Annotated in this window: 22 protein-coding genes; 5 read left to right on the forward strand and 17 right to left on the reverse strand. The window is 72.3% G+C overall.

All coding sequences use genetic code 11. The features are described 5' to 3' along the window. Position 1: 1 nt before the first annotated feature. The 11 genes from ACIPW5_RS36130 to ACIPW5_RS36180 all read right to left on the reverse strand — a co-directional run bounded on the left by ACIPW5_RS36130 (position 2) and on the right by ACIPW5_RS36180 (position 8,606). Positions 2 to 184: a hypothetical protein gene (locus tag ACIPW5_RS36130; RefSeq protein WP_050779875.1), complete on the reverse strand. Its 183-nt coding sequence runs from the start codon at positions 182 to 184 to the stop codon at positions 2 to 4. A 204-nt stretch (positions 185 to 388) separates the two neighbouring features. Continuing rightward, a complete protein-coding gene (locus ACIPW5_RS36135; RefSeq protein WP_401254556.1) occupies positions 389 to 1,111 on the reverse strand; it encodes a hypothetical protein in 723 nt (240 codons plus the stop codon). 2 nt (positions 1,112 to 1,113) lie between these two features. Continuing rightward, the gene (locus tag ACIPW5_RS36140; protein WP_401254559.1) at positions 1,114 to 2,103 is read right to left on the reverse strand and encodes a hypothetical protein; all 990 of its coding nucleotides are present in this window, start codon (positions 2,101 to 2,103) and stop codon (positions 1,114 to 1,116) included. A 9-nt stretch (positions 2,104 to 2,112) separates the two neighbouring features. Continuing rightward, positions 2,113 to 2,607, reverse strand: coding sequence for a hypothetical protein (locus ACIPW5_RS36145; protein ID WP_401254562.1), 495 nt, complete (start codon positions 2,605 to 2,607; stop codon positions 2,113 to 2,115). 8 nt (positions 2,608 to 2,615) lie between these two features. After that, a complete protein-coding gene (locus ACIPW5_RS36150; protein WP_401254565.1) occupies positions 2,616 to 4,802 on the reverse strand; it encodes a hypothetical protein in 2,187 nt (728 codons plus the stop codon). After that, on the reverse strand, positions 4,799 to 5,179 hold the full coding sequence (locus tag ACIPW5_RS36155) for a DUF6507 family protein (RefSeq protein ID WP_401254568.1): 381 nt from the start codon (positions 5,177 to 5,179) through the stop codon (positions 4,799 to 4,801). The genes ACIPW5_RS36150 and ACIPW5_RS36155 overlap by 4 nt, the downstream gene beginning before the upstream one ends. 48 nt (positions 5,180 to 5,227) lie before the next feature. Next, the gene (locus tag ACIPW5_RS36160; protein ID WP_401254572.1) at positions 5,228 to 5,536 is read right to left on the reverse strand and encodes a pore-forming ESAT-6 family protein; all 309 of its coding nucleotides are present in this window, start codon (positions 5,534 to 5,536) and stop codon (positions 5,228 to 5,230) included. A gap of 20 nt (positions 5,537 to 5,556) precedes the next feature. Continuing rightward, a complete protein-coding gene (locus ACIPW5_RS36165; RefSeq protein WP_401254575.1) occupies positions 5,557 to 5,889 on the reverse strand; it encodes a hypothetical protein in 333 nt (110 codons plus the stop codon). Positions 5,890 to 5,969: 80 nt separating this feature from the next. Beyond that, on the reverse strand, positions 5,970 to 6,779 hold the full coding sequence (locus ACIPW5_RS36170; protein WP_401254578.1) for a hypothetical protein: 810 nt from the start codon (positions 6,777 to 6,779) through the stop codon (positions 5,970 to 5,972). A 1-nt stretch (position 6,780) separates the two neighbouring features. Then, positions 6,781 to 8,118 carry a PH domain-containing protein gene (locus tag ACIPW5_RS36175; RefSeq protein ID WP_401254581.1) on the reverse strand — a complete coding sequence of 446 codons (1,338 nt, stop codon included), beginning with the start codon at positions 8,116 to 8,118 and terminating at the stop codon, positions 6,781 to 6,783. Then, positions 8,115 to 8,606 (reverse strand): PH domain-containing protein, encoded by a 492-nt coding sequence (locus ACIPW5_RS36180; RefSeq protein ID WP_401254584.1) that lies wholly within the window; start codon positions 8,604 to 8,606, stop codon positions 8,115 to 8,117. The genes ACIPW5_RS36175 and ACIPW5_RS36180 overlap by 4 nt, the downstream gene beginning before the upstream one ends. 31 nt (positions 8,607 to 8,637) lie before the next feature. Here ACIPW5_RS36180 and ACIPW5_RS36185 point away from each other — a divergent pair, with 31 nt between their 5' ends. From ACIPW5_RS36185 to ACIPW5_RS36200, 4 genes are all read left to right on the forward strand, one after another. Further along, positions 8,638 to 9,780, forward strand: a complete 1,143-nt coding sequence (locus tag ACIPW5_RS36185; protein WP_401254587.1) for an NADH-quinone oxidoreductase subunit D — start codon at positions 8,638 to 8,640, stop codon at positions 9,778 to 9,780. A gap of 79 nt (positions 9,781 to 9,859) precedes the next feature. Further along, positions 9,860 to 10,708, forward strand: coding sequence for an arylamine N-acetyltransferase (locus ACIPW5_RS36190; protein ID WP_401254590.1), 849 nt, complete (start codon positions 9,860 to 9,862; stop codon positions 10,706 to 10,708). A gap of 37 nt (positions 10,709 to 10,745) precedes the next feature. Continuing rightward, positions 10,746 to 10,961, forward strand: a complete 216-nt coding sequence (locus ACIPW5_RS36195) for a hypothetical protein (RefSeq protein WP_401254593.1) — start codon at positions 10,746 to 10,748, stop codon at positions 10,959 to 10,961. A gap of 92 nt (positions 10,962 to 11,053) precedes the next feature. Beyond that, complete coding sequence (locus tag ACIPW5_RS36200) at positions 11,054 to 11,371, forward strand: hypothetical protein (protein WP_401254596.1); 318 nt, start codon at positions 11,054 to 11,056, stop codon at positions 11,369 to 11,371. 93 nt (positions 11,372 to 11,464) lie between these two features. Here ACIPW5_RS36200 and ACIPW5_RS36205 read toward each other — a convergent pair whose 3' ends face one another. The 5 genes from ACIPW5_RS36205 to ACIPW5_RS36225 form a co-directional block, all read right to left on the reverse strand. Beyond that, entirely contained in the window at positions 11,465 to 11,788 is a 324-nt protein-coding gene (locus ACIPW5_RS36205) for a CPCC family cysteine-rich protein (RefSeq protein WP_401254599.1), read from the reverse strand. Between the two features lie 10 nt (positions 11,789 to 11,798). Next, positions 11,799 to 12,785, reverse strand: a complete 987-nt coding sequence (locus ACIPW5_RS36210) for a hypothetical protein (protein ID WP_401254602.1) — start codon at positions 12,783 to 12,785, stop codon at positions 11,799 to 11,801. A 95-nt stretch (positions 12,786 to 12,880) separates the two neighbouring features. After that, complete coding sequence (locus ACIPW5_RS36215) at positions 12,881 to 13,867, reverse strand: ABC transporter substrate-binding protein (protein WP_401254605.1); 987 nt, start codon at positions 13,865 to 13,867, stop codon at positions 12,881 to 12,883. Positions 13,868 to 13,919: 52 nt separating this feature from the next. Then, the gene (locus ACIPW5_RS36220; protein WP_401254608.1) at positions 13,920 to 14,585 is read right to left on the reverse strand and encodes an ABC transporter permease; all 666 of its coding nucleotides are present in this window, start codon (positions 14,583 to 14,585) and stop codon (positions 13,920 to 13,922) included. Between the two features lie 4 nt (positions 14,586 to 14,589). Further along, positions 14,590 to 15,318 (reverse strand): ABC transporter permease, encoded by a 729-nt coding sequence (locus ACIPW5_RS36225; RefSeq protein ID WP_401254611.1) that lies wholly within the window; start codon positions 15,316 to 15,318, stop codon positions 14,590 to 14,592. Between the two features lie 162 nt (positions 15,319 to 15,480). On the opposite strand from ACIPW5_RS36225, the gene ACIPW5_RS36230 reads away from it, so the two are divergent. Then, positions 15,481 to 16,446 (forward strand): ABC transporter ATP-binding protein, encoded by a 966-nt coding sequence (locus ACIPW5_RS36230; protein WP_401254614.1) that lies wholly within the window; start codon positions 15,481 to 15,483, stop codon positions 16,444 to 16,446. 71 nt (positions 16,447 to 16,517) lie between these two features. Here the strand turns inward: ACIPW5_RS36230 and ACIPW5_RS36235 are convergent, their stop codons facing one another. Next, positions 16,518 to 17,627: an alpha/beta hydrolase gene (locus tag ACIPW5_RS36235; RefSeq protein ID WP_401254616.1), complete on the reverse strand. Its 1,110-nt coding sequence runs from the start codon at positions 17,625 to 17,627 to the stop codon at positions 16,518 to 16,520. Positions 17,628 to 17,682 lie beyond the last annotated feature (55 nt).

Below are 17,682 nucleotides of genomic sequence, written 5' to 3' on the forward strand. Positions count from 1 at the left end.
ATCACCGAGTACTGACCTGCCCGGGCGTCCCGACCTTGCCGATGAGGCGGTGGGAGATGAACGACCAGCCGACGCAGCCGGCGCACAGCACCGCCGCGATGACCAGCCCGGCGACGGCCTTCCCGATCCGCTCGTCGGCCACCCGCCGTCCGCGCTGCGCACCGAACAGCACGGCGTCGCGCATCCGCCGCCGCCGCACCGCGACGGACTCCAGCAACTGGCTGTCGTAGTCCTCAGCCGCCACCCCGGCCTCCCTTCTCCCTGTCGCCCCAGACGCTAGTACGCCCCCTCACGACGCCGAAACCGGTGGCGTCGGTTCCGCCATGTTCCTGCCACGTCCCCGTCGCACCGGGCACTCGACGAAGCCGTCGAGCCACCCCGGCCCGGATCACCGGGCCGCGCCGAGCCGCCCGATCCGCCGGGCGGCCTCCAGCTGCGACACCTCGACCAGACCCGCCGTCCCGCCCGGCAGTTCCGCCGGCTCCCAGCGCAGATCGGGCCCCAGCACCTCGTCGGCCCGCACGTCCTGCTGCACTCGACTCCGGAACAACGGCCCCGCTGCGTACTCGTCCTGGTGGTACGTGATGCGCCCCTCGCCCTCCAGCGCGTCGAGCACGGCCCCGTCGAGCACGTCGACGGGCCGGCTGCCGAGGTACCCGGCCGGCTTCCCGGGCCGGCACATCACCCCGACGAGGTCGATGAACACCCCGGAGCAGTCACGGCTGAAGGACCCGCCGCGCTCGAAGAACAGCACGAGCGGCTCGTACGGGTCGGGAAGCCCGGCCACCGCGTCCGGATCCCGCTCCCGCAGGCCCGCCAGACGCACGGCCCCGGCACAGGTCTTGCGGAGCTCCTCCCAGAAGACCGTGCGCTGGAGTTCCTCCAGTTCGGCCGCCTGCGCGGACGGCAGCTCGAACTCGGCATCCACGTAGGGCGTGACGTCGTAGAACGGCCACGCCGCCTCCGCCCCGCAGGCCTTCGCCCACACGGCGGCCCGCCGCAGGTACTCCCACATCAGCACCTGCCGGGACCCGCAGCGCTCGTACGCCAGGTCCCACCGCATGTCCCAGTCCACGGCCCGCAGCCGCTCCAGCATCCGCGACGCCGACATCCTCAGCCCCTCCCCGAAAGCTCCGCGAGCGCGTCCGGCGACGGCGCCCGGTGTACGACCGCTCCGACGGTGACTCCCGCCTCGGTCCGGCCGAGGCAGCCGTCCAGCGCCTCCGACGCCCGGGCCCCACCCCTGCGCGCGGCGCGGAACCGCAACAGCCAGGGCACGCCCGCCCCGAAGGCCGCGTCCCCCGCCGCACTGCGCGGCTCGTAGCCGGCCGCGCCGTCGGCGGACGCCCAGAGGAACCCGAGCAGCCGCTCCCCGCACCGCACTTCGGCGTACCGGACGGGTTCCTCGGTGGTGGCTTCGTAGTCCCCTTCCCCGTATCCGCCGGGGAGGAGCTTCATGAGCCGCTGCCAGCGCGCGGGCACCTCGAACGTGCCCCAGGAGTCCGCGTACGCCGCTCCCTCCGCCAGCAGGTCGGCGAACCCGTCCGGCGTGGGGCGGGCGTGCCGGGTCTCGTCGCCCGGGTCGACCTCCGACCGCGTCAGCGCGGAGATCCGCCTCAGCGCGGCGGCGAGCCGGGGCGCGTTGTCGGCGGCCACCTCGGGCTGCGGCCGCTCCCGGAGGTCCTGGGTGAGCCACGGGTCGGCGTAGACGCCCATCCCGAGCACCACGCCCCCCTGGCCCCACAGGTGGACCCGTACGACGAACAGCTCCTCGGCCCGCCGTCGCACCCCGGCCTCCACCCACTCGCCGGGGAGCCGGAGGACCACCGTCAGGAGTTGGTCGGGCAGCAGCCGCACGGCGGCCGCCTGCCCGGCCAGCACGTCGAGCGGCACATCGCACCGCCCGAACAGCGGCCGGCCCATGGCCGACAGCTCACAGAGCTCGATCGAGCCCGTCCCGCCGTCACCGACCAGCCCGAGGGAAGCCAGGACGTCCCTGACCTCCCCCACCAGCGCGACCGCCCGCGAAGCCCCGCTCCCGGCAGCATCGAGCACGGGGGAGGGCTCCCAGAACCACTCCCCGACCGGCTCGGTCGTGATCACCGCTGTAGCTCAGGCCGCCAGCAGCGCCTTGGCGCGGAGAAAGATGTCGTCATCCTCCAACTCCACCGATTCCGCCTCGATATCGGCCACGATCCGCCGCAGCACCTTCGCCCACTCGCTGACGAACTCCTCCACAGGGACCACCGAATCGCCGCGCTCGGCCAGCAGCGACTCATAGTTCCCGAGCGTGCTGTGCCAGCGCGCCCCGATCCTGAGGGAATCCCCCTCGCGGACGATTCGCCATTCGGCCGAGAACGTGTCGGACCCCCAGAAGACATCGGTCTCCGAAAATTCCGGCCGCCTGACATCCTCCAGGAGGGGGACCAGGTCATCGACGAGAGCGGCGAGGTCGTATCCGTAGGGAACCCGGATCGGCACCAGGTTCCATACCAGGATGGCGTCCTCCACCTCGGAGGAATACAGCTCACCGACCGCGTCGGCCATGTCTGCTGCGGACTCACACCTCCGAATAGCGGGGCAGCCTGCCTGGATCGAGAAACTCATCGTCGTTCCTATCGCATGGTCGGGTAAGCGTGCACCTTGCCATTCGGGTACACCTTGACAAAGAGAGCATTCGGCGTTCGCGTCGTACCGTCGGGCATGTACTCGATGCAGCCGTGACCCTCCGGAAGCTTGAAGAATCCGGTCTTTCCGGGCCCCAGTTCAGCGGCGCGCACCGTAGCGTAGTGGACATCCGCAGGAGTCCCGAACTTTCCTTGCGGCTTCATTTCCTTACTCGCACGCGCCGGACCCTCGGTCCAGTCAATTCCATGCTTCGCACCCTTCAGCAGCGGTGCCTCCGGCTTGAACTTCTGACCGTTGAACTCGACGCCACGGCCGACCAGGTCGACTTGCTTCTTCCTGCTGAGCGCGTCCAGTTCGGCCTGGCTCTTCATGAAGTCGGCTTGCTGGGTGTCGCTGATCGGGTGCGGGTTCTCGGGGCTGCCCAGAGGATGCTCGTTGACCGGGTTCTCGTGCCCGCCGCCGTTGCCGACACCCTCATCGCCGCCGTGCCCTGGAGTGCCGCCACCGGGGCCCTCGCCCTGGTGCGGGATGGTGGGGCCGTCGCCGTGGCCGCCGCCGCCCGTGGTGGGGCCGTCGCCGTGGCCGCCGGTGGAGGGGGTGTCCGTGTGGCCGCCGGTGGGGGTGGTGTCGGTGTTGCCGTGGCCGCCCGTGCCGCCGTTGCCGCCGGGTTCGGTGTGGCTGTTGTGCGGCAGGTTGTCGGCGGTGCCGCCCGGGGTGTGGGACGCGGCTCCGCCCGGGGTGTGGGTGGCGGTGCCGGCGGGGGTGTGGGAGGTGACGTCCGCGGTGTGGGCGCCGACGCCGACCGGAACTTCCTGACGTACCGGGACTTCGGCGAGGGGGTGGTCGGGGCCCTTGGGGACCGAGGTGAGGTCCTGCTTCGGGAGGCCCTTGTGGTCCAGGAGCTGGTTGGTGACCTTGTCGAAGTACTGCGGCCGCCCGAGGGCGTCGTCGGTGAGCTGCACGGTGTCGTCCGGGTGCGGGAACTTCACCCCCGGCGCGTCGGCCTTCGGGAGGTCTCGCCAGATGACGTCGTCGACCTTCGGGAACGCCCCGTCGGCCTTGCCGAGGTTCGCGAACAGGTCGCCGATCTTCAGCTTCGCGAGGGAGCCGGCCTTGCCGATGTAGGTGATCGGGTCGATCAGGCGGCCGGCCTTGCCGGCCACGCTGAGGACCTTGGCGACCGCGCCGGTCTTGGCGGCGGTGCCGGCGCCGCCGGTGAAGACGGTCGTCAGGACGTTGAACGTGACCGCACCCGCCGCGCGGGCGGGGTTCTTGCCCCACTCGTCCCACGCCACCAGGGCCTTGCCGGTCTCCTTCATCGCCGTGCGGGAGTCCTTCAGCCAGCCGGGCAGCTGCTTGTCGTCCGCCGCCCAGAACGCCGCACCCACACCCGGCATCGACGTGATGGCGAGGCCGGTGGCGAGTTTCGCCAGGCCGGTCCAGGCCTGGCCGGCGGCGTCCCAGCCGTCGACGCCGACGAGGGTGCCGAGGCCGCGGATCGTGCCCCAGATCCCGTCGACGATGAGCCCGTCCCACACGAACGACTTCGCCCAGTGTCCGATCTCGTACCAGCGGTGCGTTTCCTCCAGCTGCGAACCCCACGGCAGGTCCTGGACCTTGTTCAGGTCATCGGCCTTGTAGCCGTACATGTTCGCGCCGTTGGACCCGTCGTTGACGGTCAGGGGCGGGGCGCAGTACAGGGCGCGGATCTTGTTCGCGCAGGTCCGCTCGGCCGCCCAGAAGGCTTCGGCGGCCGCGTTGACGTCGTGGATCAGATCGTTGTTCTCGTCGATCTTCTTCCCGTCGTCCTTCCAGTGCTCGTCCCCGGCGATCTTGCTCGTGAAGGTCGTCGCCTTCGCCTGGAGCTCCTTCAGGCGGGCGACGATCGGACGGGCCTCGGTGACGTACTCGCCCAGCGCTTTGGCCGCGGATTCGAGCTGGTCGGCGAAGAAGTCGCTGTCCGTCTTCACCGGCTTGGTCGTCGCGAACAGCTGGGCCGCTTCCGGGGCGGCGTAGAAGGCCGAGAGGCCCTGGAACTCGGAGTCCACGTTCGACCCCGCGTCGCGGAACGTCCCCGCGGCCGCCGTGATCGCCGCGTGGTCCTGCTCCAACGCGTCCAGGTCACCCGTGAACTGCGGGATCGTGCACGGATTGATCGGTACGTGGTCGGTCACTTCTGACCAGCCCCCGGAAGGTCGATCTTGGGCTCCTTCAGGGCTTCGTTCTGCGCGTTCTGCGCCTGCTCGATGTTGCCCTGCACGTAGGCCGTCGTGGCATTGATCGCCCCGTTGATGGAGGCCTCCGTGCGCTTGCCGATGTACGCGAGCCGGTAGTCGTGGGACTGCATGAGCTCACCCAGCGCGCCGGCGATCGGGCCCATGCCGCCGCCCTCGCCGGAGCTGCCGCCGCCCGGCGTGATGGTGCCCGCGTGCTTCGCGGCCTCCGGCAGCTCCGTCTGGAGCGACTTGCCCGCCTTCTGGAAGCCCTCGGCGGCCGTGATCGTCTTGTTGACGACCCCCTGCACGCCGGACGGCTTGATGTCCCAGTCCATGCCCTACCCCCGTGTCCTCGCGTCCCTCGTCCGGCGTGCGTCCCGGCGTCAGCCGATGTTGGCGACCGCCGTCTTGGCCTTCTGCAGCGTGGCCTGTGCGGTCGCGTCGTTCTGGTCCAGCGTGGTGCGGACGAGGCGGATGATGTTGCGCACCTCGTTCGCCGCCTTGTTCCAGCGGAGTTCCTTGCCGTGGTACTCGTCGGAGACGCCGTCGGCCTGGAACTCGAGCATCGCGGCCTTCACCGCGTTCTCGCGGTCGCCGAGCACCTGCTCCAGCCGGCCGATGATCCCGTCGAGTCCGCCCTGGACCTCCACGGAGGCGGCGATGTCGTACGAGGTGCGGTCCTGGTTCGCCATGTCTGTCAGTCCCCCGGGTGTCAGCGCGCGCCGAAGCGAGCGGCGTCGAAGTTCGCGGAGCCCATGTTCTGGTGGGCGTTGTCGCCCTGTTCCTGGTCACCGGTCGTGAACGAGGTGTCCATCCCCGCCTGACCGCCGAGGATGGCGCGCAGCGAGGCGTTCAGCTCGCCGGTGATCGCGTCGGAGCGCTGCTTGAACGAGTCGAACGCGGCCCGGCCGACGCCGTTGAACTTGCCCTCCAGCGGGTCCGCCGCGGCGATCAGCAGCTTGATCAGCGTGCCGAGGTCGTCACTGGAGCCGCTCGTGGCCTTGCCCAGCTCGGACAGCGTCGTGCTGCCCATGTCGAACTTCATTCACCCACCCCTGACGTGTTGTTCCGTCACTTGCGTGCGTACCTGTCTACCGAAGGGACGTTGCGAACACAAACACGGTTTCATTCAGCCTGAACGTCTGTCCGAAAAACACCCCCCGCGGGTTCCCGGTCCCCCAGGACCTCCCGTACGTAGTCGTCCCCGGCGTCCCGCAGCCGGTCCGCCAGGGCCCGGCCGGACGGGCCCTGGCACCGGGAGACGGGGCCCGCGGCATGCCGGAGGGCCCGGCCGGAGGGGGCGTTGTCGAGCAGCGTCCGCAGCAGTTCCACGGCGAGTTCCTCGTCGACGAGGGTCACCGCTCCGGCCAGGCCGACGAGTTGGGTCTCCACGTCGAAGTGGTAGCGCTCGCCGGCCCGCATCCCGGCGAGGCCCCGGTCGACGGCCGCGCGGATCCCGGGCAGGCAGTCGCGTACGGATGCGGTGTCGAGGCAGTCGCCGAGCCGGTCGTCGAAGCCCTCCCGGTCGGCGAGGCCGACCAGGGCGCGCAGGGTGGCGGCACGCAGCTCCGAAGTGCCCTTCTCCGCCGCCAACTCCGCACTGCGGACGGCGGCTTCGCAGAAGAGGCCGTAGCTGCGGTCCGCCGAGAACCACCGGTCGGTCTCCCAGCCGTACCAGAAGGCGGCCCGGGGGTCGGTGGCGGCGGCCTCCAGGACCGCTCCGTATCCGGCGGGTTCGGCCCAGTGGACCAGGGCGATCAGGGCCATGAGGCGTTCGCCGCAGCCCGCGTCCGGATCGTCGAGGAGGGCGGTGAGGCCGGGTACCCGGTCACGGTGGGCGGGGTGGTCCTCACCCTCCCAGATCACCTCGTACGGGTCGCCGGTGGGCGCGCCCTCGAAGTCGGTGCCGAGCAGCCGCTCGTAGGCCGTCGTCATGTCAGGTCATCCATCGGTCGGGGCGGGCCGCGGCGCGGGAGGTGCGGGAGCGGACCGCCTGGTCGTGCAGCAGCCGGTCGGCCTCGGCGGCGGGGCGCAGCCGGGCGGTGACGGTGGTGTTCGCGCCGGTGTCCACGTGGACGTCGGCCACCCCCCGGGCGCGCTCCCAGGGGCCCTGGGAGCGGCGCACGCTCTGTACCTTCGCATGCGGAACGATCTCCGTGCGCCGGCACAGGCGGCCCCGCCGGGCGGCGAAGACCTGCTCCGAGACGGCCAGGCCGTACCCCTTCCACCACACCGGGACCACCCAGCGCGAGCCGGTGCGCGGGGAGGGGCTGAACTCCAGGCCGGCCGGGTCCGCGCCCGGCAGGACGCGGGCGATCAGGGCGTGGGCGGCGGCCCGGGTGGCCACCGGGACCAGCACCCCGTTCTTGGAGCCGGCCACGGCCAGCTCCACCCGGACCCAGCCGCGCCGCCGCCACAGCAGCGGCTCCACGATCCGTACGGCCTGCACGCGCCCCGGCGGGACCGTCTCGTGGGCCCGGTCCAGCAGTCCGTGGTCCAGGCGCAGCCCGTCGGGGGACTCGGCGACGGTCCAGTCGTACCCGGTGAGGAAGCGGCCGACGGTGCCGCTCCAGGCCGCGCCGAGCATCGGCAGCAGGATGACCGCGGCCGCCCAGAGGTTGTCGCTGACCCGCCACACGACCAGCGGGGCGACGATCCCGCCGACGAGCGCCGCCCAGGTGTCGAGGCCGAGCAGCAGCGAGACCACCAGGTCCCGTACGGACACCCGCAGCAGCTCCCGCGCGGGGGCCTGGCCGACGGTGACGGCGTCGGCGGGCGCGAATCCGGCCGCGCGGGCCAGCAGCTCGGCGCGCAGGGCGACGGCTTCGCGTTCGTCGAGGAAGGCCAGCTCGTCCTTGTCCGCGGTGCCGATGACGTCGAGCCGGAGTTTGGCGACCCCGGCGATCCGGGCCAGCATCGGGCGGGTGACGTCCACGGCCTGGATGCGGTCGAGGCGGATGTGGGCGGTGCGGCGGAAGATCAGGCCGGTGCGGATGCGGAGCTCGGTGTCGGTGACGGCGTAGCGGGTGAACCACCAGCTGAGGAAGCCGTACGTGCCGAAGAAGAGCACCACCCCGGCCAGTACGAGCAGGCGTACGCCGGGGGTGAGGCCGGTGACCCATTCCTGGGCCCGCTCGCCCTGCTGGACGACGGCCCCGCCGAGGGCGGCGATCGGCACCCAGGCCCGGCGCAGCGGGGTCAGCACGTGCAGCCGCCGCTCGCCGCCGGCCGGGGGCGCGGTTCCGGGGTCCTCCACGGAGGGGTTCGGCGTCACAGCCCCGCCGACCTGGCTTCGCCCAGGGCGGTCAGCCGGTCACGGAGGCGTTCGGCCTCGGCGGGGGCCAGGCCCGGGATCTTGGCGTCGGTCGCCGCGGCCGCCGTGTGGAGCTGGACCGAGGCCAGGCCGAAGCGGCGCTCCAGCGGGCCCGAGGTGACCTCCACCAGCTGCATCCGCCCGTACGGGACCACGGTCTCCTCCCGCCACAGCACGCCCCGGCTGATCAGCAGGTCGTCCGCGCGCTCCGCGTACCGCCAGGACCGCCAGTTCCGTCCGATCAGCACCCATCCCCAGACCAGCACGGCGGGCCAGAACGCGGCGAGGGCCGCCCAGCCCGGACCGAACGCCAGCCCCAGCGACACGCCGGTCGCCACCGTGAGCACCGCCATCCAGATCACCAGCAGCAGCCTGCGGACCCCGCGCAGCCCCTCCGGCAGGCCCACCCACTCCGGGCGGCCCGTCTCACCCTTCGTCCCCGTATCCATGCGCCCAGCCTAGGACTGAGACAATGCGCCCATGACGGAGACCACGGTCGGCATCGGCGGTGCGGCGGAGAGCACCGACATGGTGCTCAACATCGGACCCCAGCACCCTTCCACCCACGGCGTGCTGCGCCTGCGGCTCGTCCTGGACGGCGAGCGGATCGCCAGCGCCGAGCCGGTGGTCGGCTACATGCACCGGGGTGCCGAGAAGCTCTTCGAGGCGCGCGACTACCGCCAGATCGTGATGCTCGCGAACCGCCACGACTGGCTGTCGGCGTTCTCCAACGAGCTCGGCGTGGTCATGGCCGTCGAGCGGATGCTCGGCATGGAGGTCCCCGAGCGCGCGGTGTGGATGCGGACGCTGCTGGCCGAGCTGAACCGGGTCCTGAACCACCTGATGTTCCTCGGGTCCTACCCCCTGGAGCTGGGCGGCATCACCCCGATCTTCCACGCGTTCCGCGAGCGCGAGGAGCTCCAGGCCGTGATGGAGGAGATCTCCGGCGGCCGCATGCACTACATGTTCAACCGGGTCGGCGGCCTCAAGGAGGACCTCCCGGCCGGCTGGCTGGGCCGGGCCCGTGCGGCCATCGCCGACGTCCGCACCCGCATGGACGTCTACGACAAGCTGGTCCACGGCAACGAGATCTTCCGGGCCCGCACCCGCGGGGTGGGCGTCCTGTCCGCCGAGGCGGTGCACGCGTACGGGGTGTCCGGCCCGATCGCCCGCGCCTCCGGCGTGGACTTCGACCTGCGCCGCGACGAGCCGTACCTGGCGTACGGCGAGCTGGCCGACGTGCTGAAGGTCGTCACCCGTACCGAGGGCGACTGCCTGGCCCGCTTCGAGGTGCTGCTCGACCAGACGCACAACGCCCTCGACCTGGCCGTGGCCTGCCTGGACCGGATGGCGGAGCTGCCGCCGGGGCCGGTCAACCAGCGGCTGCCGAAGGTGCTGAAGGCGCCCGAGGGGGCCACGTACGCCTGGACGGAGAACCCGCTCGGCATCAACGGCTACTACCTGGTCTCGAAGGGCGAGAAGACCCCGTACCGGCTGAAGCTGCGCAGCGCCTCCTTCAACAACATCCAGGCGCTGGCCGTGCTGCTGCCGGGGCAGCTGGTAGCGGACATGGTGTCGATCCTCGGGTCGCTCTTCTTCGTGGTCGGCGACATCGACAAGTAGGACGGCGGCGGGCGGGGCGACCTGACAGGCCGGCGGGAATCCGCCCCGGCCTGTCCGTGGGGCCTCCTAGGGTGCCCCCATGACCACTGGCACGTACCCGGACTACCTGCGCCGCCTCGGCCTGGCCGACCCCGGCGCCCCCTCCGCCGAGGGGCTGTTCGCGCTCCAGCGCGCCCACCTGGAGCGCATCGCCTACGACAACGTCGACATCCATGTGGGCCGGCCGCCCGGGATCGACCCCGCGCTGTCGGTGCGGCGGCTGGGCGCGGGGTTCGGCGGTTACTGCTTCCACCTCAACGGCGCCTTCGCCGCGCTCCTGGAGCACCTGGGGTACGACGTGACCCGCCACCTCGGTGGTGTCGAGGACGACGCCGCCTCGCGCGTGGTCAACGGCCAGCACCTGACCCTGACGGTCCGCGTGGACGGGGCGGCGTACTGGGTGGACGCCGGTCTCGGGGACGGCCCTTACGAGCCGCTGCCGCTGCGCGAGGGCCCGTACGAGCAGGGCGGCTTCCACTGCGCGCTGGAGCGGCTGGACCCCCTGGAGGGCGAGGGCCCGGGCTGGAGCTACCTCTCCCCCGGCAGCAGCACGCCGCGGGTCAACTTCCGCGACGCGCCCGCCACGACGGCCGACTTCGAGGAGATGCACACCTGGCTGACGACCTCCCCCGACTCCCCCTTCGTACGGACCCTCGCGCTGCTCCGGCGGGACGCCGACGGCATCGACGTCATGCGCGGCCGCGTCCTGAGCCGGGTCTCCGCCGGGAAGACGGCCGAGAAGCGGGAAGTGGCCGGGCAGCAGGAGTTCTTCGAGGTCATGGAGCGCGTGTTCCGACGGAGCCTCGCCGATCTGACGGCCGCCGACCGGGACGCCCTGTGGGCCCGCGTGGACGAGGCGCACCGGCGGTGGCGGGCGTCCCGGGCCTGACGGCTTCGCTGTCGGTGCGGCAGGGCAGACTGGGGGCATGTCCCACTCCCCCCGCCGGGCCTGCCCCGCCTGCGGCCGCGACTGCGCGGTGACGGCCGGCCGGATCGCCCGCCACGACCCTCCCGCCGGGCGCGGCCGGGCCGACATGGTGTCCTGCCCCGGCTCCCGGGCCCGGGTGGTGCTGGGCGCCTCCGCGCCGACCCTGGACGGCTTCGTCCTCGGCCCGAACCCGGGCCAGCTGCCGCTGTTCTGAGCCGCCCGGTCCACGCCCCCTGGGTACGGGGGCCGGACGGCCTGAGTACGCGTACGGATCCCCGGGCCGGCCCGCCGGGCCAGGATGGCCGCATGACCTGGACCCCGCAGCCCCCGACCGCCACCACCGGCTCCCGCGCGCACGTGCGCGCGCTGATCGCCGCCGGGCTGTTCGTGCCCGCGCTGGTGGCGGCGAAGATCCTGGTCCTGACCACCGAGGAGGGCTCCCGCTGCCTGGTGAAGGGCGGCTGCGCACCCTTCCCCGGGGTCTTCTTCCTGGTGTTGTGCGGTGCGGCGGCACTGGCGCTGGTGGCGGCTCTGGCCGCGCCGGAGAGGCTCCGCGGCAAGGCTCTGACGGCCCAGCTGCTGCTGGAGCTGCTCGCGGTGGGCCTGGTGCTCGTCTTCCCCTGAGCCCTCGGGCCCCTGAGCCCTTGAGCCCTTGAGCCCCTGGACCTGAACCCGCCGCGCACCGCTCGTGCACAGGCTGTGGACGACCGGCGACCGCTACGCCGGACCCTCTGGGTCCCCGCCGCGCTCCCGCAGGACTTCACGGGCCGCGGTCCGCCACGCCCCGTCCCCGCCCCGGCCCACCGAGCTCTCGTCCGGGTCCTCGGCCGCCCACTCCCGGTACTCGCGCCGGGCGTCGGTGAGGCTCTGGTCGCCGTTGGGGCCGCCCCAGACCCGGTCGGCGTCCCCGTCGTCCTGGCCGTCGTCCTCCCAGCCGCACTCGCCGCAGATCTCGAAGCAGGCGCTCGACTCCAGGGTCGGCAGGAAGCAGCACGGGCAGTCGAAGACCTCGCCGGGGCCGCCCGTGCGGCGCTCGCGCACCGGGCCCCGCCTAGGAGATGGCCGTGCGGAGCCGGACCACGTCGATGGGCTCGGTCTCGTCGTGGGCCGTCAGGTCGATGACCTGGCCCACCGCCTCCTGTTCGGGGGTGGGGGCCTTGAACTCCGGCTCGGCCGCGCCGCCCGCGGTCTCCGCCTTGTGGACGGCCAGGGCCTCGGCGCCGACCACGTCCGCGAGGTCCTCGTTCTGCACGGACTCGATCACGGCGCGGGCCTGCGCGGCGTTCTTGGTGCCGAAGAAGTCGAAGCCGCCCTCGACCCGGGAGGCGGTGCGGCGCTGGGCCGCGTACGGGGACACCGGCGCGGCCGGCCGGCGGGCCGGGACCGCCACCTGCGCGGGGGCGGGGGCGGGGGCGGCCGGGCGGGCGTGCTCGGCCGCCGCGGCGGACTGCTCCTGCGCCTTGCGCGCCAGGGCGGACATCGCGGCGTGGGCCCGGGCGTAGCCGACCGGGGTGGGCGCTCCGGCGCCGGTGCGCTCCTCGGAGACGGCGGGCAGCTCCTTGGGGCCGGACGCCGGGGCCGCGGCGGCTTCGAGGGCCAGCAGCCGGCGCTTCTCCAGGGCGGTGGCGCGCTCGGTCTCGGCGGTCGCGTACCGGCGCAGGAGCGCGGCGTGCTCCCCGCGCAGGCCCGCCAGTTCGACGCGCTTGGCGCGCAGCTTGGCGTCGAGGCGGGCGCGCAGCAGGCGGGCTTCCTCGATGTCGGATTCGAGCTCGGCTATCCGCTCGTCCGTCTTCCACTCGTCCTTGACCCGCTCGCGGGCCAGCTCCGCGACCCGGCGGCCGGCCGCCCGGTCCCAGGAGCGCATGAGGACGGCACCGCCCACGCCCGCGGCCGCCGTGAGGGCCACGAGCAGGCGCAGCGCGAGGGGTTCCGCGAGGAACCAGGCCGCACCGGCGCTGGCCACGGAAACCCCGGCGACGGCCGTCGGCGTGAGAAGTCGGTGCAGGGGCTCGGGATTGCGGTGGCGTCCACGGGGCATGGCCTGAAATTTACAGGGCGTGGGCGGCGCGTGGGGTACCCGCCCGGCAATCTGTTCCCGGGCAGTTACCCCACAATTGGCCATCAAACACGTAACTACTGCTTCTTCAGAAGGCCCTTGGAGTCCAGATAGGCCTTCGCGACGTCGGCGGGCTTGGCCCGCTCCGCGTCCACCTTGCGGTTCAGCTCGACGAGGTCGGCGGTCGTCAGCACCTTGGTGAGCCCGTCGAGGGCGGCGGCGACCTCCGGGGCCCCGGCGTCCTTGGCGTTGACGACGGGCAGCACGTTGTCCGCGTTCTGGAGCTTCTTGTCGTCCTCCAGCAGGACCAGGCCGTAGGCGTCGAGGGTGGCGTCGGTGGTGGTGGTCAGCACCAGCTGGTCGACCCCGTCCTTGACGGCCTGCTTGGCCTGCGGGGTGCCGACGCCCTTGGGATCAATACCGGAAACGGAGATTCCGTACGCCTTCTCCAGCCCCGGTGCGCAGAAGGGGCGGACGGCGCATTCGTCACCCGCCGCGATCTTCACCTTCAGCCCCGACTTTCCAAGATCGGAAAGGGACTTGAGGTTGTTCTTCTGCGCGAATTCCCTGCTGACCGCGAAGGCGTTCTGGTCGACCGCCGAGCCCGCCGGGAGGGCCTTCAGCCCGAGCGGCGCCGCGAGCTTCTCCAGCGCCGCGACGGTCGCCGCCGCGTCGCTGGAGGCGACCGGCTTCTCCTTGGGCGCGTTCGGACCGTTCACCTTGGCGTTCAGGAACTCCGCGAGCGTGGCCGCGTACTCCGGGACGACGTCGATCTCGCCCTTCTCCAGCGACGGCTCGTACAGCTCGCGGTTGTTGACGGTGGTGATCGAGGTGTCGTAGCCGGCCCCGCGCAGGACCTGCGCGTACAGCTCCGCCAGCACGTTGGACTCGGTGAAGCCCGCCGCGCCGACCACCAGCTTCCCCTTGCCGCCGCCCCCGGCGGGGGCCGAGGCGGAGCCGCCGTCCTTCGCCTTCTCCAGGCTCTCGCCGCCGCACGCGGCGAGCGAGACGGTCAGGGCCACCGCGCCCAGGGTCGCGCCGAGGACGCGCGTGGACTTGCTCATGATGCTCCTTAGGGATCGACGAGAAGGAGGACGGCCCGCGGCCCGCCGCGCCTCAGCGCGACGGGGCCCCCGGCAGCAGCCGGTCCGCCGCCACCAGCGCGCCCTCCACCACCAGGGCCAGCAGCGCCACCAGCACGGCGCCCGCCACCACCTGCGGGGTGTTGTACGTGTTGAATCCGGCGGTGATGATCCGGCCCAGGCCGCCCTGGCCGACCATCGCCGCGATCGTGGCGGTGGCGACGACCTGCACGGCGGCCGAGCGCAGCCCGGTCATCACCAGCGGGCGCGCGAGGGGCAGTTCCACGCGCAGGAACAGCTGGCGCCCGGACATGCCCATGCCCCGGGCCGCCTCGACCACCGAGCGGTCCACCTCGCGCATGCCCACGTACGCGTTGGTCAGCAGCGGGGGCACCGCGAACAGCACCAGCGCGACGATGGTGGGCAGGTAGCCCGCGCTGCGCAGCGGCGAGACCATGAACAGGGCCAGCACCGCGAACACCGGCACGGCCCGCCCGGCGTTGGAGACGTTCACCGCGAGGGTGCCGCCCTTGCCGAGGTGGCCGAGCCACAGCCCGACCGGCAGGGCCACCGCGCAGGCGACGGCCAGGGCGATCCCGCTGACGTAGACGTGCTCGCCGAGCCGGTGCCACACGCCCGCCTCGCCGGACCAGTTGGCCCCGTCGGCCAGCCAGTCCCAGGCCTGCGTCATCACGCCCACGCCCTCACGCCCCCTTCGCCGTCGCGGTGGCCGCCACCGGCGCCGCCTTCGCCCCCGTGGAACGGCGGCCGGGCCGCGTCCACGGGGTCAGCAGCCGCTGCACGCCGAGCAGCAGCAGGTCGGCGACGAGCGCGAGCAGCACGCACAGCACGGAGGCCGTGAGCACCTGGGCCTTGAAGGAGCTGTTCACGGCGGGGGCGATCAGGTTGCCCAGCCCGCCCTTGCCGACGATCGATCCGACGGTGGTCAGCGCCACCGTCGACACGGTGGCGATCCGCACCCCGGCGAGCAGCGCGGGCAGCGCCAGCGGGAGTTCGACCTGCCACAGCAGCCGGGCCGGGCCGTAACCCATGCCGCGCGCGGCCTCCCGCACGTCCTCGGGGACGGCCTCCAGACCGGCCAGCACGTTGCGGACCAGGATGGTCAGCGAGTACAGCACCAGACCGGTCACCACGAGCGCCGCCGACAGCCCGAAGAAGGGCAGCAGCAGGGAGAACATGGCGAGCGAGGGGATCGTGTAGAGCAGGGTGGTCAGGCCCAGCACGGGCGCCGCCCAGCGGCGGCCGCGGCGGGCCAGCAGGGCCAGCGGCACGGCCACGGCCACGCCGATCAGCACCGACGCGGCGGTGATCCAGACGTGTTCGACGGTGGCGTCGGCGAGTTCGGCGGAGCGGGAGGTGACGTACTCCCAGCAGATCCAGTCGTTCGCCACCAGGCAGCCCTGCCCGGCCATCCCGCCCACCCCTTCCCCCACTCGCACGCGCGTGCCGCAGACCGGCCTCCGAGCGACCATAACCCCCGGTGCCCGTGATGGCCGGATTCATTCGCACAGCTGCAACACTCCCCTGACAAACCCTTCGCCCATCCGGGCAGACCGTTGGGGGAGGATGGCCGGGTGATCCGATTCGAGCGAGTGACCAAGCGCTACCCCGACGGGACGACGGCCGTCGAGGAGCTGTCCTTCGAGGTCGCGGAGGGCGAGCTGGTCACGCTGGTGGGCCCGTCCGGCTGCGGCAAGACGACCACTATGAAGATGGTCAACCGGCTGATCGAGCCGACCTCCGGGCGGATCCTGCTGGACGGCGAGGACATCGCCGCCGCCGACCCGGTCGAACTGCGCCGCCGCATCGGGTACGTCATCCAGCAGGTCGGGCTGTTCCCCCACAAGACGGTCCTGGAGAACACGGCGACCGTGCCCCAGCTGATCGGCACCCCCAAGGCGAAGGCCCGCGCCCGGGCCGCCGAACTCCTCGAACTCGTGGGGCTGGATCCGGCCGTCTACGGGGGCCGGTACCCGCAGCAGCTGTCGGGCGGGCAGCGCCAGCGCGTCGGCGTGGCCCGCGCGCTCGCCGCCGACCCGCCGGTGCTGCTGATGGACGAGCCGTTCGGCGCGGTGGACCCGGTGGTGCGCGAGCGGCTCCAGAACGAGTTCCTCACCCTCCAGAAGACCGTCCGCAAGACGATCCTGCTGGTCACGCACGACCTGGAGGAGGCCGTCCGGCTCGGCGACCGGATCGCGGTCTACGGACACGGCACCATCGAGCAGTTCGCCCGCCCGGCCGCCGTGCTCGCCGCGCCCGCCACCGAGTACGTCGCCTCCTTCGTCGGCGCCGACCGCGGGCTCAGGCGGCTCGCGGTCACCCCCGTCGCGGCGGCCGACCTGACCGCCCCCGACGGCGGCCCGGCCCCCGCCGCGACGGTGCCCCTGGGCGCCTCCCTGCGCGAGGCCCTCGCCGCCCTCCTCCAGGAGGACTCCGGCCGGATCGGGGTCACCGACCCGGACTCCGGCGCGCTGGCCGGCGTACTGACCCCCACGGACGTGCACCGGGCCCTGCGCCGGGCCGGCCTCCCGGACGCCTGAGCGGCCCCGGACACGCAGGAAGGGCCTGGCCGGAGCCGGGCCCTTCGCGTACGTACCGCCCCCGCGGGGGATCAGGCCTGGATGCGGCCGCTCAGCCACACCAGCATCGGCGGGATCTCGCGGCGCCAGGTGTTGAAGTTGTGGCCGCCGCTGTCGAGCACGATCGAGGAGACCCGGTCCGGGCCCTTGACCAGCTTGATGAACTTCTTCGTGTCGTTCAGGTTGTCCTCGCCCTTCTCACTGGTCGTGACCAGGAAGGACGTGCCGGCCGGCTTCTTGTCCTGCATGCTCTGCAGGACGTCCGCGCGGGCCTTCAGCTTGGCGTCTCCGTGGAACAGGTCACCGGTCGTCGCGTCGTCCGCCGCCTTGTAGTAGGCGGACAGGCCCACGCCCGCACCGAAGGTCTGCGGGTGGTGCGCGGCGATCTTCAGGGCGCAGTAGCCGCCCGTGGAGTTGCCGATGAAGCCCATGTTCTGCGGCTTCTTGCCCACCCGGAAGGTGGACTGGATGGCCTGCGGCAGGTCCTGCGCGAAGAAGGTCTCGGTCTGCGGGCCATCGGGTATGTCCACGCACTCGGTGTCGCGCGGCGGCGCGATGGTCGGCCGCAGCATGACCAGGATCATCGGCTTCATCTTGCCCGCCTTGGCCTGCTTGAAGGCCGTCATCGGGTAGTTCAGCCCTTTGATCAGGTTCTCGGCGGTGCCCGGGTAGCCCGTCAGGACGATCGAAGCCGGAAAGTTCTGGTCCTTGTGCTGCGGCTGGAAGTACTCCGGCGGCAGCCACACGTAGCCGGGGCTCGTTATCTTCGACTTCTGCCCGGTTATGGCCACTTTCAGGATCTGCCCGCCGACCTGCGGCTTGGACCCGCCCGGCACGTCCAGGTGCTGCTTGTCGACGACCTTGATGTCCTTGCTGCTCATCGAGTGGTCGACGACCTTGCCGACGGCCGTCTCCTGCCCGAACAGGTCGGCCCACGATCCGTAGAAGAGGAACGACTTGTTCGCCGCGAGACCGACTGCCGAGAACAGCGCCAGCTGGGTCGCGAGCAGCAGGCCGATCCGGCCGAGGACCGCGCGCACACCGCGCCCCGAGAGCTTCGGCCAGGCCCAGACCGTGACCGCGAACAGGGCCACGCCCGCGATGATGGCCAGGACCAGAACCGTATTACTGGTGAGACCCATGAGCAGTCAGTCGACTTTCTGATGGCAGGACTGGATTTTTCCGACGGAAGAGTGA

Source organism: Streptomyces sp. NPDC090077 (assembly GCF_044747545.1).
In the GTDB taxonomy this organism is placed as follows: Bacteria; Actinomycetota; Actinomycetes; order Streptomycetales; family Streptomycetaceae; genus Streptomyces.

Excerpts from the sequence above, each read along its gene's own strand:
- ACIPW5_RS36130 (WP_050779875.1), bottom strand. The coding sequence starts at position 184 with ATGCGCGACGCCGTGCTGTTCGGTGCGCAGCGCGGACGGCGGGTGGCC.
- ACIPW5_RS36135 (WP_401254556.1), bottom strand. The coding sequence starts at position 1,111 with ATGTCGGCGTCGCGGATGCTGGAGCGGCTGCGGGCCGTGGACTGGGAC.
- ACIPW5_RS36145 (WP_401254562.1), bottom strand. The coding sequence starts at position 2,607 with ATGAGTTTCTCGATCCAGGCAGGCTGCCCCGCTATTCGGAGGTGTGAG.
- ACIPW5_RS36155 (WP_401254568.1), bottom strand. The coding sequence starts at position 5,179 with ATGGACTGGGACATCAAGCCGTCCGGCGTGCAGGGGGTCGTCAACAAG.
- ACIPW5_RS36160 (WP_401254572.1), bottom strand. The coding sequence starts at position 5,536 with ATGGCGAACCAGGACCGCACCTCGTACGACATCGCCGCCTCCGTGGAG.
- ACIPW5_RS36165 (WP_401254575.1), bottom strand. The coding sequence starts at position 5,889 with ATGAAGTTCGACATGGGCAGCACGACGCTGTCCGAGCTGGGCAAGGCC.
- ACIPW5_RS36170 (WP_401254578.1), bottom strand. The coding sequence starts at position 6,779 with ATGACGACGGCCTACGAGCGGCTGCTCGGCACCGACTTCGAGGGCGCG.
- ACIPW5_RS36180 (WP_401254584.1), bottom strand. The coding sequence starts at position 8,606 with ATGGATACGGGGACGAAGGGTGAGACGGGCCGCCCGGAGTGGGTGGGC.
- ACIPW5_RS36185 (WP_401254587.1), top strand. The coding sequence starts at position 8,638 with ATGACGGAGACCACGGTCGGCATCGGCGGTGCGGCGGAGAGCACCGAC.
- ACIPW5_RS36190 (WP_401254590.1), top strand. The coding sequence starts at position 9,860 with ATGACCACTGGCACGTACCCGGACTACCTGCGCCGCCTCGGCCTGGCC.
- ACIPW5_RS36195 (WP_401254593.1), top strand. The coding sequence starts at position 10,746 with ATGTCCCACTCCCCCCGCCGGGCCTGCCCCGCCTGCGGCCGCGACTGC.
- ACIPW5_RS36200 (WP_401254596.1), top strand. The coding sequence starts at position 11,054 with ATGACCTGGACCCCGCAGCCCCCGACCGCCACCACCGGCTCCCGCGCG.
- ACIPW5_RS36210 (WP_401254602.1), bottom strand. The coding sequence starts at position 12,785 with ATGCCCCGTGGACGCCACCGCAATCCCGAGCCCCTGCACCGACTTCTC.
- ACIPW5_RS36215 (WP_401254605.1), bottom strand. The coding sequence starts at position 13,867 with ATGAGCAAGTCCACGCGCGTCCTCGGCGCGACCCTGGGCGCGGTGGCC.
- ACIPW5_RS36225 (WP_401254611.1), bottom strand. The coding sequence starts at position 15,318 with ATGGCCGGGCAGGGCTGCCTGGTGGCGAACGACTGGATCTGCTGGGAG.
- ACIPW5_RS36235 (WP_401254616.1), bottom strand. The coding sequence starts at position 17,627 with ATGGGTCTCACCAGTAATACGGTTCTGGTCCTGGCCATCATCGCGGGC.